At 64.6% G+C, this 15,178-nt stretch carries 9 protein-coding genes, 1 other RNA gene and 1 pseudogene; 3 read left to right on the forward strand and 8 right to left on the reverse strand.

Features of this window, described 5'->3' with window-relative positions; translation table 11 throughout:
• Positions 1 to 5 precede the first annotated feature (5 nt).
• Genes B4393_RS16810 through B4393_RS16820 form a run of 3 tightly spaced genes read right to left on the reverse strand, consistent with a single transcriptional unit; the run spans position 6 to position 4,518 of the window.
• Positions 6 to 1,547: an alpha/beta hydrolase gene (locus B4393_RS16810; RefSeq protein WP_078335134.1), complete on the reverse strand. Its 1,542-nt coding sequence runs from the start codon at positions 1,545 to 1,547 to the stop codon at positions 6 to 8.
• Positions 1,548 to 1,582: 35 nt separating this feature from the next.
• On the reverse strand, positions 1,583 to 3,112 hold the full coding sequence (locus B4393_RS16815) for an alpha/beta hydrolase (RefSeq protein ID WP_078335135.1): 1,530 nt from the start codon (positions 3,110 to 3,112) through the stop codon (positions 1,583 to 1,585).
• Between the two features lie 23 nt (positions 3,113 to 3,135).
• On the reverse strand, positions 3,136 to 4,518 hold the full coding sequence (locus B4393_RS16820; RefSeq protein WP_078335034.1) for a WS/DGAT/MGAT family O-acyltransferase: 1,383 nt from the start codon (positions 4,516 to 4,518) through the stop codon (positions 3,136 to 3,138).
• 198 nt (positions 4,519 to 4,716) lie between these two features.
• Between B4393_RS16820 and panB the strand changes: the two genes are divergently transcribed.
• Complete coding sequence (panB, locus tag B4393_RS16825) at positions 4,717 to 5,562, forward strand: 3-methyl-2-oxobutanoate hydroxymethyltransferase (protein WP_078335136.1); 846 nt, start codon at positions 4,717 to 4,719, stop codon at positions 5,560 to 5,562.
• Between the two features lie 10 nt (positions 5,563 to 5,572).
• Here panB and B4393_RS16830 read toward each other — a convergent pair whose 3' ends face one another.
• On the reverse strand, positions 5,573 to 7,375 hold the full coding sequence (locus B4393_RS16830) for a fatty acyl-AMP ligase (RefSeq protein ID WP_078335035.1): 1,803 nt from the start codon (positions 7,373 to 7,375) through the stop codon (positions 5,573 to 5,575).
• Between the two features lie 270 nt (positions 7,376 to 7,645).
• Between B4393_RS16830 and B4393_RS16835 the strand changes: the two genes are divergently transcribed.
• Positions 7,646 to 9,103, forward strand: a complete 1,458-nt coding sequence (locus tag B4393_RS16835) for a CYTH and CHAD domain-containing protein (protein WP_078335036.1) — start codon at positions 7,646 to 7,648, stop codon at positions 9,101 to 9,103.
• Here the strand turns inward: B4393_RS16835 and B4393_RS16840 are convergent, their stop codons facing one another.
• Both B4393_RS16840 and rnpB read right to left on the reverse strand, forming a co-directional pair.
• Positions 9,104 to 10,528, reverse strand: coding sequence for an RNB domain-containing ribonuclease (locus B4393_RS16840; RefSeq protein ID WP_078335137.1), 1,425 nt, complete (start codon positions 10,526 to 10,528; stop codon positions 9,104 to 9,106).
• Positions 10,529 to 10,545: 17 nt separating this feature from the next.
• Positions 10,546 to 10,948: RNase P RNA component class A (rnpB, locus tag B4393_RS16845), an RNA gene on the reverse strand.
• A gap of 37 nt (positions 10,949 to 10,985) precedes the next feature.
• Between rnpB and B4393_RS16850 the strand changes: the two are divergent.
• Positions 10,986 to 11,369 (forward strand): annotated as a pseudogene (locus B4393_RS16850) (VOC family protein).
• Here the strand turns inward: B4393_RS16850 and mgtA are convergent.
• Both mgtA and B4393_RS16860 read right to left on the reverse strand, forming a co-directional pair.
• Positions 11,335 to 13,989, reverse strand: a complete 2,655-nt coding sequence (mgtA, locus tag B4393_RS16855; protein WP_078335037.1) for a magnesium-translocating P-type ATPase — start codon at positions 13,987 to 13,989, stop codon at positions 11,335 to 11,337. The pseudogene B4393_RS16850 and the gene mgtA sit on opposite strands and share 35 nt — an antisense overlap.
• Before the next feature lie 4 nt (positions 13,990 to 13,993).
• A complete protein-coding gene (locus B4393_RS16860) occupies positions 13,994 to 14,998 on the reverse strand; it encodes a VWA domain-containing protein (protein ID WP_078335038.1) in 1,005 nt (334 codons plus the stop codon).
• Positions 14,999 to 15,178 lie beyond the last annotated feature (180 nt).

The raw sequence follows: 15,178 nt of genomic DNA on the forward strand, positions 1-15,178 counted from the left end.
GCAGGTCAGCAGCGCACGTCTTTAGGAGGCACGGTGCCGTCGACGAAGTAACGCGTCACCGCATCGTCGACACATGCCTCGCCGTTGAACGCGACGGTGTGTTGGGTGCCCTCATAGCTGATGAGCGATCCGCCCAGCTGCCGTGACAGCGCCACTCCCGCCTCGTAGGGAGTCGCCGGGTCGTGGGTCGTGGAGATGACCACCACTGGCGGCAGGCCGGGAGTCGACGGGGTGTGCGGTGTCGACGTCGGCGGCACCGGCCAGAAGGCACACATATCGCGCGGGGCGTATCCGGTGAACTGGCCGTAGCTCGAGAACGGCGCCTGCTCGCGCAGCTGCTTGTCGGCGGCCACCCAGGGAGCGGAATCCTTCGGGGTCGGTCCGTCGACGCACCGAATCGAATTGAACGCGTCCTGCAGGTTGTCGTAGCTCCCGTGATCGTCGCGCTCTTGGTATTGATCGGCCAGCCACAGCAGGTCATCGGGCCCGCTGCCATCTGCCAGGCCGGACAGACCCGAGGTGAGGAACTTCCAGTAGCGCGGTGTGTACATCGCCTGGATGGTGCCGGTGATGGCGTCCTGGTAGCTCAGCCCGCGCGGGTCATTGGTCTTGGCCGGCTTGGCCACCAGCGGGTCGATCAGCTGGTGAAAACGCTTCACGGCCTGCGACGGGTCGGCCCCCAACGGGCACTTGGCGTCCTTGGCGCAGTCGGCCGCGTAGTCATTGAAGGCCACCTGGAATCCGGTCATCTGCCTGACGTTGGACTCGACCGGGTCGATGGTCGGGTCGATCGCGCCGTCCAAGACCATGGTGCGCACGTTCTGCGGGAAGTATTCGGCATATTGGGTGCCCAGCTCGGTGCCGTAGGAGTAACCCAGGTAATTGAGCCTGGTGTCCGCCGCCCCATTTCCGACAATGCTCCTGACGATATCCATATCCCTTGCTGCCGAAGCAGTTCCGGCGTTGGCCAGGAAGTCCAGCCCCATCCGGTTTGCACATTCGTTGACGTACTTGCGGTACACGTCTTCGATGTGGGCCACGCCGGCCTGGCTGTAATCGGCCAGCGGTTCCCGGCGGAAGGCGTCGAACTCGGCGTCGGTACGGCAGCGCAGGGTCGGCGTGGAGCCGCCGACACCGCGCGGGTCGAACCCGACGATGTCGAAGCTCTTCCCCACCTCAGAATCACCCAGCTTGGCGCCCATACCGGCCGCCAGGTCCACACCCGATCCGCCCGGGCCGCCGGGATTGACCAGCAGTGCGCCCACGCGCTTGCCGGAGGCGGGCACCCTGAGCACGGCAAGCTCGGCCACCGCGCCCATCAGCTTGTCGTAGCTGACGGGCACCTTGACCTTGGCGCAGCGCGCGGTCGCGATGCGGCTGGTGTCACCAACGAATCCCGCGCAGCTGCCCCAGACAACCTTTTGGTCGTAGAACGCCTGCAGCGACGGGCTGGGAGCCGGCAGCGGCGCCGCGGCCGCAGGGAGCGCAGGGACGGCCGCCGTCAACATCAAGAAAATCACTGGTAACGCCCGGCGCATCCGCATCATGGGCCACATCGTGCCATGTCGCGTACCAAAAGGGATCAGCAGCGGGCGCCTTCAGGCGGAGTCGTGACCTTGATGAGATAGTCCTCGGCCGCCTTGTCGACGCACTGGTTGCCGTCGAACACGATGGTGTGCTTGGTCCCGTCGTAGGTGAGCAAGCCTCCACCGAGCTGTTTGGCCAGTTCAACGCCCGCCTGGTACGGGGTCGCCGGGTCATAGGTGGTGGAAACCACCAACAGCTTGGGCAGACCCGCCACGTGGATGGGGTGCGGCTTGCTGGTCGGCGGTACCGGCCAGAACGCGCACACGCCCAGCGGGGCATTGCCGGTGAACTCGCCGTAGTCCTGGAACGGCGCCACCTCGCGGATGCGCCGGTCCTTCTCGACGGCCTTGGCGCGATCCTTCTCCGGTGGTTCGTCGACGCAGTTGATGGCGGTCTGCGCGTCCTGCGCGTGGCTGTAGTGCCCGTCCTCGTCACGCTTCATGTAGGCATCGGCGAGCAGCTGCAGGATGTCGCCCGACCCCTCGCTGAGTTGGCGGAGCGCCTTGGTGAACGCCTCCCAGAGCGTGGGCGAGTACATCACCATGATGGTGCCGATGATCGCGTCACTATGCGACAGACCGCGACCGTCCTTGGTCTTGACCGGGTGATCAACCAATGGATCGATCATGGCCCGATAGCGCGCGGTCGCCTGTGCGGGATCGGTGCCCAGCGGGCAGGTCGGGCTCTTCGCGCAATCGGCGGCGTAGTTGTCGAAAGCCTTTTGGAATCCGGCAATCTGGTCGATATCGGCCTGGGTGGGATCGGCGTTGGGATCGATCACCCCGTCCAGGATGAGCGCGCGCACGTTCTGGGGGAACTCTTCTGCGTATGTGGTGCCGATCCGGGTTCCGTACGAGTAGCCCAGGTAGGTCAGCTTCTCGTCACCCAGCGCGGCGCGGAGCCGGTCCATGTCCTTGGCGACGTTTACCGTGCCGACATTGGCGAGGAACTCCAGCCCCACCTTGTCCACGCAGCGCTTCACGAAGTCCTTGGAATCCTGCTCCATCCGGGCCACGCCCTCGGGGCTGTAGTCGGTGTCGTTCTGCGCACGCAGCCGATCGACGTCTTTGTCCGTGTTGCACTCGATCGCCGGAGTCGAGTACCCGACGCCGCGCGGATCGAATCCGATGAAGTCGAAGTGGTCACGGATGTCCTTGGGCACCTGCTTGACGATGGCGGTCGCGGCCTCGATACCGGACTGGCCCGGACCGCCGGGGTTCATCAGCAGCGACCCGATCCTGTCGCCCTTGGCCGGGTACTTGATGATCGCCAGCCGCGCCTTGGCTCCGTCGGGCTTGGTGTAGTCGACGGGAACCTCAAGCTCCGAGCACACGGTGCTGGCCGGAATCGTGACGTTCTCGGGCGTGAAGCCGTCGCAATCGCCCCAACTGAGCGAGGTTTCCGACGGTCGTGCCGCCGTCGCCTCACCCTCGACCGACCGCACACAACCAGAGACGACGGCTACCACCGAGGCAAGAGCCAATAGCGGCAACAGCCCAGGGCGACCAAGCCCACGCAACATCATGTCAGCCATGTTGCCATGCGAACTCAGATCCGGTCCTTTAGCTCCTGCAGCGCCACGCCGAAATCGTCGGTCAGGGTGAAAAGGTCCGGCATCAGATCCGGGCAAGAAATCAGGCCGACGTTGAGCTTCCCGTCCAGCGACATCACCGTGACGGTGAGCGCGGCGCCATGGAAGATCGGGCCCAACGGGTACATCCCGATGACCTGGGCGCCTAAAAAGTACAGCGGCACTTGCGGTCCCGGCACGTTGGAAACCACTAGATTGTGGATCACCGGGTGGCGGTCGGCGAGCCGGATGCGCGAGTAGACGCGCATGGCGGTACCGAATACCGCCGGCGCCGCGAATTGGCTCCAATCCTGCAGCAGGGTGGCGCCCAGCACTGCGGTGTGATCCTTGGCGATGTTGTTTGCCGCAGCGATGGCTTGAAGCCGGGTCACTGGATCATCGACATTCGTCTCCAGCCGAGAGAACATGCCGGACACTTGATTTCGGCCCGGCCGGTCCGACTTCTCGTGCACGGAAACCGGAACCATGGCGACCAACGAGTTGTCCGGCAGCTCACCACGATCGTCCAGGTACTTGCGCAGCGCACCGGCACAGATGGCCATCACGACATCGTTGACCTTGACGCCGAAATGGTTCTTGACCGCGCGGACATCTTCCAGATCCAGCTGGGCGTACCCGACATTGCGACGGCTGGTGATCGTGGAATTGAACGAGGTGCGCGGCGCCGAGAAGGGCGCGGACATGGCCTCGCCGCGCTTGGAACGCTCCAGCCAAGCGGGGATCACCCCGATCGTGGCGGGCAGGAGCTTGGCGAATTTCAGTGGCCGCGATGCCCATTTGAGCGCTCCGGTTACCGCGATCTCGATGCTGTTGGCACCGCCGACCCCGGACGTGGGTTCGGGCGCCTCGGCATCGGGTTCTAACGCACACAGCGTCGACATCAGATTGGCGCCGGTCACCCCGTCGACGGAGGCGTGGTGCATCTTGGTCATGACCACCAAGCGAGTTCCGCCGCCCGTCGCGCCGGTTTCGATGACCCACATCTCCCACAGCGGACGGGCGCGATCCAGCGGCAGCGACGCGATGTGTCCGCACATGTCGGCGATCTCGGCCTTGCCGCCGGGCGACGGTAGGCCGACATGGTGCAGATGACGGTCGATATCGAAGTCGTCGTCGTCCACCCACACCGGGTGATCCAGGTTCAGTCGGCTGTCGGCGAGCTTCTCCTTGAACGACGGGATGCCCTCGACGCGTTCGGCCAGTTTGGTCCGCAGTTTCTCGAACGAGTAGCCACCAGGAATGGTTGTGGTGTCTAATTCCAATATTCCGCACACGTGCATGGGTTGAGTGGGTGTTTCCAGGTACAGGAAACTGGCGTCGAGTCCGGAAAGCCGCTGCATGCCGCAGATGCTAGGCGAGTCGGATAGTGCCCCGTGCCCAAACGGCGACCAAATGCCGTGACTGCCGGTGTGACCAAGTCCACCCGATCGGATATTCATCTCGTGGCCACGCGGTGGCAGACTGAACATCGTTAGAAACCCAGGGACCCGGATGGGCCTTGAGGAAATCGACGAAAAAGAGACTCCGTTATGTCCGAGATGTCTGAATCTGCCTTGTATGGCGCTGCTTCCGAAGCAACCTCCAAGCCTCGCACCAAGACCCGCGTGCACCACCTGCAGAAGTGGAAGTCCGAGGGTCACAGGTGGTCGATGCTTACCGCGTACGACTACTCCACCGCGCGAGTGTTCAACGATGCCGGGATTCCCGTTCTGCTGGTCGGGGATTCGGCCGCGAATGTGGTTTACGGGTATGACACCACCGTGCCGATCACCATCGACGAGCTGATTCCGTTGGTGCGCGGCGTGGTTCGTGGCGCGCCCGAGGCGCTGGTGGTTGCCGACCTACCCTTCGGCTCCTATGAAGGCGGCGCCGCCCAGGCCCTCGCGAGCGCCACCCGCTTCATGAAGGAAGCCGGTGCGCACGCGGTGAAACTCGAAGGCGGAGAACGTGTTGCCGAGCAGATCGCGACGCTGACCGCCGCCGGGATTCCGGTGGTGGCGCACATCGGATTCACTCCGCAGAGCGTAAACGGCCTTGGCGGGTACCGGGTTCAGGGACGCGACGATGCTGCCGCACAGCTCATCCACGACGCCATCGCGGTCCAGGAGGCCGGAGCCATCGCCGTCGTGATGGAGATGGTGCCGGCAGATCTGGCGACACAGATCACCGGCAAGCTCACCATCCCCACCGTCGGTATCGGCGCGGGCCGCGAGTGCGACGCGCAGGTGTTGGTGTGGCAGGACATGGCCGGAATGACCAGCGGCAAGACCGCCAAGTTCGTCAAGCAGTTCGGGCAGGTGGGAGCGGAACTACGCAAGGCCGCCGAGCAGTATGCCGACGAGGTGGCTCGCGGGGTGTTCCCCGCTCCCGAGCACTCGTACTAAATCGAGATCGTCAGGCGCGCACGCCGAGTTTGTTGTCCAGGTACTCCTGGCGGCAGGCTCGACGTGCGAGCTTTCCGCTGGTGGTGCGGGGAATCGCACCCGCCTGTACCAGCTGCACATCCGCGATGGGCAAGTTGTGGCGTCGCGAGACGGCAGCGCGGATCGCATCGACGATGGGCTCCGGCTCGGCCCGGCCCGCACCAGCAGCGCGCTCTGCCACGATGACCAGCTGCTCCCCAGATCCTTCGGCGGGCACCGAGAATGCCGCCACGAAACCACGGCGCACCGCGGGCGAGGCCTCTTCGACAGTGGCCTCGATGTCCTGTGGGTAGTGGTTGCGACCGTCGATGATGACCAGGTCCTTGACCCGCCCGGTGATGTAGAGCTCACCATCGAGGTACACGCCCAGATCGCCGGTGCGGAACCACGTGGCGCCGGGCTCGGTACCGGTGGCGTGGCTGCCGTGGTCCAGCCGTGCCTGCAGCTTGTTGCGGAACGAGAAGTCCGTCTCCTTGGGCCTGCCCCAGTAACCGCGGCCGATGTTGTCGCCGTGCAGCCAGATCTCCCCGACCTCACCGTCGGCCAGCTCGGAGTCGGCGTTCGGGTTGACGATCACCGCCCACTGGCTGCGCGCGATGTTGCCGCAGGACACCTGCGGGACGGCGTTCTCGTCGTCCGCGTCGACGCGCACGGCGCGTCCATTGCCCAACTCCCTGCGGTCCAGGTACACCACCGAGGCCTCGGCATCGGAGGGAATGGTGGAGACGAACAATGTCGCCTCGGCCATTCCGTAGGACGGCTTGATGGTGGTCGGCGGCAGCCCATACGGCCCGAAGGCGTCGTTGAACTTGCGGATCGAGGAGATGCTGACGGGCTCGGATCCGTTGATGAGGCCCGCGACATTGCTGAGGTCGAGTTCCTCGCCGTCCTTGGGCAGACCCCGCTCGGCAGCCAACTCGAACGCGAAATTCGGTGCGGCGGCGAAGGTTCGGCCCAGGTGCCCCTCAGCTGCGAGCTCCTTGATCCACCGTCCGGGCCGTCGCACGAACGACACCGGGGACATCAGGGTGATCCGGCCACCGCACAGCGGGAACAGGATCATCAGCAGGCCCATGTCGTGGTAAAGCGGCAGCCAGCTGACGCTGCGGATGCTGTCGTCCAGACCGACCGAGATGATCATCTGCAGGACATTGGTCATCACCCCGCGATGGGTGATCTCGACACCGGCGGGCACCCGGGTGGATCCCGAGGTGTACTGCAGGTACGCGATGTCATCGGTATCCGGCGTCACCTTGGCGTAGGTGGCGGCCACCGAATCGGGGACGCTGTCGACGGCGACCACACGGGGACGGCGGTCACGGGGCAGCCCGCGGACGAATCGGTTGACGGATTCGGCGGCGGCGTTGTTGGTCAACACCACAGTCGGCTGTGCGTCGGTGAGCACCGCATCGAGTCGTTCGGAGTGTCCTGGCAGCTCCGGAGCAAACAACGGGACCGCGATGTTTCCGGCTTCGATGGCGGCGAAAAAACCGATCACGTAATCGATGCCCTGAGGGGCCAGGATGGCGACGCGGTCGCCGGGCTGAGTTACTTGCTGGAGTCGCGCCGCGACCGCGCGAGAGCGCTGGCCAAGCTGTGTCCAGTTGAGATCGTTGGGTTCGCCATCGGAGTTGGTGTTGAAGTCCAGGTAGCGGTAGGCGAAGGTGTCGCCGAGCTCGCTGATGGCACGCTCGAGGTAGTAGTTGACGGTATAGCCGTCTGGCAAGACGATTTCGCCCTTGCCGTTCAGGTACTCCTCAACAAGTAACTTCATGTCGACCTCGGTCTAGCTGTGGATACGGCTGGCGTCCCATAAGGGGACAATACCGACCAGGCAACACCGGCACTCGGCACCACACGCGGTGCGAAGCGAATATCGCGTCCCAATCTGATACCCCGACCTTATGAGAACCCTAAGAGAATCTTAGATTACCTGGTGACAAGTCGTGACCATTGTTTACCTGAATGTGGCACCGTGTCGCGTGCTCACATAGCCCGCACACTCCGAGCATCCCGTCCCTTCGACCGTCAGGGCACACACCCCATGCCATCTCAACACGTCGAGGTCGAGCGGAAGTTCGACGTCACCGACGCGACGATCAACCCGTCATTCGAGGGCATTTCCGCCGTCGCGCGGGTGGAGCAGCAACCTCAGCAGAATCTGGATGCGGTGTACTTCGACACCCCCGATCAGCGGCTGGCGCAACACCGCATCACGCTGCGGCGTCGGACCGGCGGTACCGACGCGGGGTGGCATCTGAAGCTGCCCGCGGGACCGGACACTCGAACCGAGCTGCGTCTTCCCCTTACCGAGAGCGATGACGTGGTCCCCGAAGAGCTCCGGGACACCGTGCTGGCAGTGGTGCGTGAGGACGACCTCACTCCGGTGGCGCGGATCAGCACCGTGCGCACCGTGTCACGGTTGATCGGCGCTGACGGCGAAGATCTCGCCGAATTCTGCGACGACCACGTCACCGCGGGAGACCTGAGCTGGCGCGAATGGGAGCTGGAGCTGTCGCCGGGCTCCGGCGACTCGGGTGGCCCCGACATCGCACTGTTCGACCGGATCACCGCGCGTCTGCTCGACGCCGGGGCGGCCCCCGCCGGGCACGGCTCCAAACTGGCCCGTGTTCTCGACGTACCCGAACGCGAGCGCCCCAAGGGCAAGGACTCCATCCAGCGCGCGCTGCTCGAGCAGCTGGAACAGTTGCAGGGCTGGGATCGTGCGGTCCGGGTGGACACCGACGACTCGGTGCACCAAATGCGGGTCACCATTCGGCGTATCCGCAGCCTGTTGCAGTCCAATCCCGAACGTTTCGGCCTGGACACCAATCCCGAACCGCTCGACGAGCTCCGGCTGCTGGCCAACATCCTCGGGGTGGCGCGTGATGCCGAAGTGCTCGCCCAGCGGTATGCCGCGGCACTCACCGAGTTGCCGGAGACACTCATCCGTGGTCCGGTGCGCGAGCGGCTCGTGGATGCGGCCAGGGAGCGATACGACAACGGGTTGCGCCGATCGTTGGCGGCGATGCGCAGTCACCGCTACTTCCGGCTGCTCGCTGCCCTGGATGAGCTGGTTGCGTCGGCCGGGCCGGCATCGGACACCCACCACTCGGAGGAGGGTGGCACGCTCGACGCCGCGTACCGCAAGGTGCGCCGTGCGGCGCGGGCGGCCGCGCGCGCCGAAGGCGAGCACCGCGACGAGGCCCTGCACCGCATCCGCAAGTCGGCCAAGCGACTGCGCTACGTGGCCAGCGCGGAGGGTGCCAAGAAAATATCCCGGGCAGCCAGGGACATTCAGGAGCTACTGGGCGAACATCACGACAGCACCGTCAGCCGCGCCTATCTGGCCACCCAGGCCGCAGAGGCACACGGCACGGGTGAAGACACCTTCACCTACGGGGTGCTGTACCAGCGTGAGCACGATGCGGCAGAGGCCACCCGCCACCAGGTCGAGTCGACTCTCAGGGCCCTACGTAAGGCAGTGCGTCACAAGAAGTGATCAGCTGCCGTCGGCCGGGAATCCGAACAGCACGCTCCTGGTATCCGGATCAGCTTCGCGCAGTGCAAGTTTGGCGCGTCGACCTTCGGGTGGATCGCCTTCGCAGCGAGCGAGAATGGGCGGGTCGGTCACGAAGACCTCGGCCGCCCGCTTCTTCTCGGCGCCTCGCAGCACCGCCGAATCGAAGGTCTGCCCCTTCTGCGGAGCAAGAATGGTGGCCTCGGCGAGATCCACGCACGCCTGTTCCACCTTGTTGGCCAACGTATTCGAACTCAGCAACGAGGATCTGACGTCAGCCAGCCCCTCACGCGCCCACTGCGGCACCGCGTTGCCCGCGGACAGCGCCAGGCAGATCTCGGTGACGAACCGGTCCCCCAGCCTGCGCAACGGCGCGGTCGCATGTGCATAGGGAGCAGCGATACCGGCATGCTGCGCAGCCTGATCGTCCGGGCGCGCCCCATCGAAAACCAAATAGGAAGCACCCCGCAGCAGCGTGGTTGCCTGCGTCATCATCGCCAATGTCGTGGTGGCGCCCGGATCGAGCGCGGCGAGCTGCGCCCCGATCGGCGTGTCTTTCATCCAGGGCACCCCGAGGGCCTCGGCCGTGCGGCGCATCCACCGGCGCACGTCACCATCCGCGGGCGGCAGGGTGCGTAGCATCCCGATTCCGCCGTCGAGCATGATCCGCGCCGCGCAGATCCCGGTGAGCAGCGATATCTGCGCGTTCCACCCGTCGGTTTCGGTGCGCGCCTCGATGGCGAGCTCCCAATCGCCTGCGGAGCCGCGCACTACCTCCTGCTCGGGCAGATTCAGTTCGATGGCGCCCCTGGCGAGCCCGAGATCTCTTCTCTTGCGCCCAAATTCAGGGAGCACAGCGATTGCGGGATGCGGGTTGCCGGCGTCGGCCGCGTCTTGCGCCTCGCGGTACGTCAGCTGCCGCACCGATTTCACCAGGGCGCGCTCGACACTCCAACTCACCGGGTTGGTGTCGTTGTCGGTTTCGATACGCCATAACGCGGCGGGACGAATCTCATTGGGCAACAAACTCGCCGAGCCCTCCGAGAACACCAACGGATGCAGAGGTACCGACCCGTCGGGCAGGTAGATGGTCTCGCCACGGCGGCGTGCCTCGGCGTCCAGCGCGCTGCCGGGCTCGATCTGCGCGGAGACGTCGGCAATGGCGTAGTGCACCACATAGCCGTTGGCGGTGCGTTCCAGGTGCAGGGCCTGATCCAGATCACGGGATCCGGGCGGGTCGATGGTGACCAGCCCCAGATCGGTGCGGTCGACGCGCTCCGCGTGATGGCGGTCGACGGCCTGAGCCGCGTCGCGCTGGGCGTCGGCACCGAATTCGGCGGGCAACGCAAATTCCGCACGAATGCCGTCGAAGCTGAGGTCGCGGGCGACCAGCCGCTTCACCGTCACCGGTTCAGGGTAAGAGGCGGGCGAGTTGGCCTGTAAGCCGGATCCTGTTCCGCACAGCCACGGGCTAGCCGCGGCCACGCAGCGGCGACCATCCATCTGGGTACACCGTCGCCGGGTACCTCGAGCGGCCTACCCGGAAGCTCGGGCGAGCAGCCCTCGAACACTTCCGCAGCTGTGCACGCACAGCCTTTTGGCCTTGCTTCGGGTGGGGTTTACCGAGCCGAACCGGTCACCCGGTCCGCTGGTGCGCTCTTACCGCACCGTTTCACCCTTACCACCTTGCGGTGGCGGTCTGTTTTCTGTGGCACTGTCCCGCGAGTCACCTCGGATTGCCGTTAGCAATCACCCTGCTCTGTGAAGTCCGGACTTTCCTCGAACCACGGGATTTCTCCCGCAGCCCGCGGCCGCCCGGCCAACTCGTCCGCGCGGTCATCGTACTCGTGACAAGCTCGTCTCCATGACGACAACGGCTCGACTTGGCGCGATATCGATCGATTGTTCGGATCCGGTGACGCTGGCCCGGTTCTAGCAGCAGGTCCTTGACCTGCGGATGATGTTCGAGAGTCCGGATATGGCCGCGCTGCAGGGCGCGAGCGTGCTGCTGACATTCCAGCGGGTAGCCGACCATCAACCGCCGCAGTGGCCCGAGGGTGGGGTGCCGAAACAGCTGCACCTTGAGCTCGCGGCGTCAGACCTCGACGCGGAAGAGGCGCGCATCCTCGGGTTGGGGGCGACCAAGGCCGCCACCCAGCCGAACCCGAGCGGATGGCGGGTGCTTATCGACCCGGCCGGCCACCCGTTCTGCATCACCAACATGATTCCCGAGGGCACCTATTCGTGACTCGGCGGCGTAGATACCACCGCTGATACCACCGCTTCATCGCATACGCTGCGGCCACGTAGGCGGATGTCACGACGACGAGCCACAGCAGGTAGCCCAGCGGCGGGGCCGTCATCTGTAATGGCTCCGCCAAAGGGCCGAACGGCAACAGCACGCCGGCAACGCCTACCGCCACCGCGCCGAGCACGACAACCGGGGCCGGCCGGGGCCCGCGCCACGGCAGTGCGCGTGAGCGCAGCGCGAGCACAACGGCCAGCTGCGTCAGCAATCCCTCGATAAACCAACCGGTCTGAAAGACCGAAGGCGAATCGCTACCGCCACATGCCCACCACAACACAGCGAAAGTGGCCAGGTCGAACACCGAACTGAGCGCGCCGAAGATCAGCATGAACGGGACCATGCCGGTGGACTGCCAGCGCCGCGGGTGGCGCAGGTACTGCGGGTCTACCCGGTCCCATGGCAGTGCGAGCTGGGCGATGTCGTAGAGCAAGTTCTGCATCATCAGCTGACTGGGCAGCATCGGCAAGAACGGCAGCAGCATGCTGGCGGCCATGACGGACAAGACATTGCCGAAGTTCGAGCTGGCGGTGATCTTGATGTATTTCATCGTGTTCGCCAGCGTCCGGCGCCCCTCGATGACAGCGCGTGCGATCACAGCCAGGTCTTTGTCCAGCAGGATGAGGTCAGCGGCCTGTTTGGCCGCGCCGGTCGCGGTATCGGGAGCGATGCTGGCATCGGCAATACGCAGGGCCGCAACATCATTGACTCCATCACCAAGGAACCCGACAGCACATCCCGCGTCCCGTAGCGCGGCGACGATGCGCGCCTTGTGCCCGGGAGTCAGCTCGGCGAATACAGCTGTCCGCATCGCGAGTGCTTGGAGGCGGCTGTCGGCGAGCTTGTCGATCTGCTTTCCGCGCAGGACGCGGTCAGAGGTCACCCCGACCTGGGTCGCCACCTGCTGAGCGACGTGCCCGTCGTCACCGGTCAAGATTTTCACCCGGACGCCGTGCTGCGACAAGCTCGTCACCGCGCAGGAAGCACTGTCGCGGACCGGGTCGACGAACCCCACGAAACCCACTAGGACAAGGCCGTTTTCGTCCGTCTTGTGATACCGCCCGGAGTGCGCCGCGCGGCTCTTGGCCGCCACAGCCATCACTTGCATTCCGCGCTTTCGATATGCGCAGATCAGGTCGCGGGCTTCGGATTTCAACTCATCGTGAAAGCCGACGACTTCGTCGCCCACGCGAGCGCGGGTGCAGCACGGCAGGACCTCGTCGGGGTCACCCTTGCAGAGCAACATGTGCTCACCATGCAGGCGGGAGACCACTACTGTCTGTTTCCGGCGGGACTGCTCCGGAGCGATCTCAGCGACCCCGGTGTACGCCGCTTCGGCTATCACCGGCATCTGTTCCTCGTCTGCCCACTGCGCGATGGCCTGGTCAAGCCGGCTGTGGGGTCCATCCTGAAAGTGCATCGCCAGGTAGGCCAACTCGCTGGCCGTGTCATCGACATGCCCGGTCACATCCACGCTGTGCGCGTAGACAACCCGGTCCTCAGTCAGGGTTCCGGTTTTGTCGATACACAACACGTCCATTGCTCCGAGATCTTGAATTGCGTTGAGGCGACGAATAACTACTCGTTCGCGAGCCAACAGCACGGCGCCGCGTGCCAGATTGGAGGTGACGATCACCGGTAGCATTTCCGGCGTCAAACCTACGGCAACCGCCACCGCGAACATCGCGGCCTGCCCCCACGCGCCGCTGACCAACCCATTCACGGCAAACACAATGGGCACCAGCACCAGCATGAAACGAATGAGCGTCCAGCTGACCGCCCGAACCCCGTGATCGAAGCTGGATTCCGACCGCGGGTCAACAGCGTGGCGGGCCAGCGCGCCGCAGTAGGTGCGGCTGCCGGTGGCGACCACAATCCCAGTAGCCGCCCCAGCCACCACTGTTGTGCCCGACAAGCAGAGGTTCACGGAATCCACGACCGCAACCAAGCCTCGCGCCCGGCGCTGTGTCGCAGTGGCGTCCTTGTACACCGGCAACGATTCCCCGGTCATCGCCGATTGATCGATCACGAGGTCGGTGGCCGACGCGATCCGCAAATCCGCCGCCACCACATCGCCAGGGCCGAGCACCACCACATCTCCTGGCACCAGCGCAGCGACCGGGATGTCGCGCGCTACCGATGGGGCGTCTTCATCGGCCCGCCGGCGCACCGTTGCTGTCGCCGTGACGAGTTCACGCACACCTCGGATCGCCCGCATCGAACGGGTCCGTTGCCATAGGCGCAGGGCTACCGCCAGCGCGATCATTACCGCAACGGTCACCGCGGCTTTGCGATCGCCGACGAGAACGAACACAAGACACAAACCGGCCAGCAGCGCCAGGAATGGGCTCCGCAAGCAGGTGCGGACACCGGTCATGAACCCGTCGTCACGAGCAGGAGTCTGGCTGTTCGGCCCGAAGCGGTGGAGGCGGTCGGCGGCCTCCGCCTCGGTAAGACCACGCGGAGATCCACAAACCTGGTCAAAAACCGTGGGCAGTGGCGCAGCGCTCAACTCCCGCAAGCGCTCGCAGCCATCACTGATCATCGGAGCCTCGTCACGCATCGAGCTAGTTGGGAAGGCGGCGGTTGAGGAGTAGTCCGGTAAATGCCGCTGCCAGTATCAGCATTCCTTCCAGTCGTACCCAGCTTGCACTGGCATCACCCTTGATGGTCTCGTATCCGATCTGCTGTTGCAGTGATGCGTACACCTGCCTGAGCTCACCAACTGATGAGGCCGAGTAGGTTTCGCCACCCGATAGCTCTGCGACCTTGGCCATCATGTCCGGCGCCCACGGAACGGGTTGGCGTTGCCCATTGATATCGACGGTGCCGTCGGCGGTGCCGAAGGCAATGGTCGAGATCGGCACACCTTGTTCTCTGGCAGTGCGGGCGGCGGTGTAACAGCCTTTGGGATTGTCCGGATTCGACGGCACGGTTTCCTTACCGTCAGACATCAGGACGATGCGCGCGGGCGCTTTGTTGTCACCACCTATCACCGCTCCAACGGTGGCTATTGCTTGAAGTGCCGTGAAGATCGCCTCACCGGTACCGGTACGTTCGATGAACTGCAGCTTCGCGATGGCGTCCACAGTCGCTTCATGATTGGTCGTGGGCGATACCAATATTGTCGACGTACCACCAAAAGCTATCAGCCCCAGGTTAATTCCGGAGGTGAGCTTCTGGGCGAACCCTTTGGCGGCCTCTTGGGCGGCGGCCAACCGCGTGGGTGTGACATCGGTGGATTGCATGGATGGCGAGACATCGATCACCAACATGACGACGGCCCGGTTGCGGGGAGTCCGTACATCATGGGTCGGTCCGGCCAGCGCGATGGTGAGAACAATCAACCCGGTCAGTAGTAGTGCTGCGGATGTGTGGCGCCACAGACGTGGGCGTTGTGGGGCCACCGAGTCCAACAGCTCGGTATTGGCGAATCTCAGCACCCTTTTGTGGCGAAGGCGCTGTGCCGCAACGTATAACGCGGCCAAGATGAGGACAATTAGCAATACCAGAAAGAACCACGGATGGGTGAAACCCGAGAGCGTCATCGGCCCGAAAAAGCGGATGTTCATCGTTCATTCGGACTGACCGCGACGTGACGGGACAGGGCAAGGCTCATAGCGAAGCTGCTTTCTCAAACGAAAACCCAGCCTCGTCAACCGATTACGAACTACGCCTGGTCCAGGAGGCTGTTGGGGAATATGAACTGTGATATGGACTTCCGCCGGACGTCATACCGTCCCCTCACCTCC

This window comes from Mycobacteroides franklinii, from assembly GCF_002013895.1.
Taxonomy (GTDB): Bacteria; Actinomycetota; Actinomycetes; order Mycobacteriales; family Mycobacteriaceae; genus Mycobacterium; species Mycobacterium franklinii.

Coding starts and splice junctions, on each gene's coding strand:
- panB (WP_078335136.1), top strand. CDS start 4,717: ATGTCTGAATCTGCCTTGTATGGCGCTGCTTCCGAAGCAACCTCCAAG.
- B4393_RS16815 (WP_078335135.1), bottom strand. CDS start 3,112: ATGATGTTGCGTGGGCTTGGTCGCCCTGGGCTGTTGCCGCTATTGGCT.
- B4393_RS16830 (WP_078335035.1), bottom strand. CDS start 7,375: ATGAAGTTACTTGTTGAGGAGTACCTGAACGGCAAGGGCGAAATCGTC.
- B4393_RS16820 (WP_078335034.1), bottom strand. CDS start 4,518: ATGCAGCGGCTTTCCGGACTCGACGCCAGTTTCCTGTACCTGGAAACA.
- B4393_RS16810 (WP_078335134.1), bottom strand. CDS start 1,547: ATGATGCGGATGCGCCGGGCGTTACCAGTGATTTTCTTGATGTTGACG.
- mgtA (WP_078335037.1), bottom strand. CDS start 13,989: ATGCGTGACGAGGCTCCGATGATCAGTGATGGCTGCGAGCGCTTGCGG.
- B4393_RS16835 (WP_078335036.1), top strand. CDS start 7,646: ATGCCATCTCAACACGTCGAGGTCGAGCGGAAGTTCGACGTCACCGAC.
- B4393_RS16860 (WP_078335038.1), bottom strand. CDS start 14,998: ATGAACATCCGCTTTTTCGGGCCGATGACGCTCTCGGGTTTCACCCAT.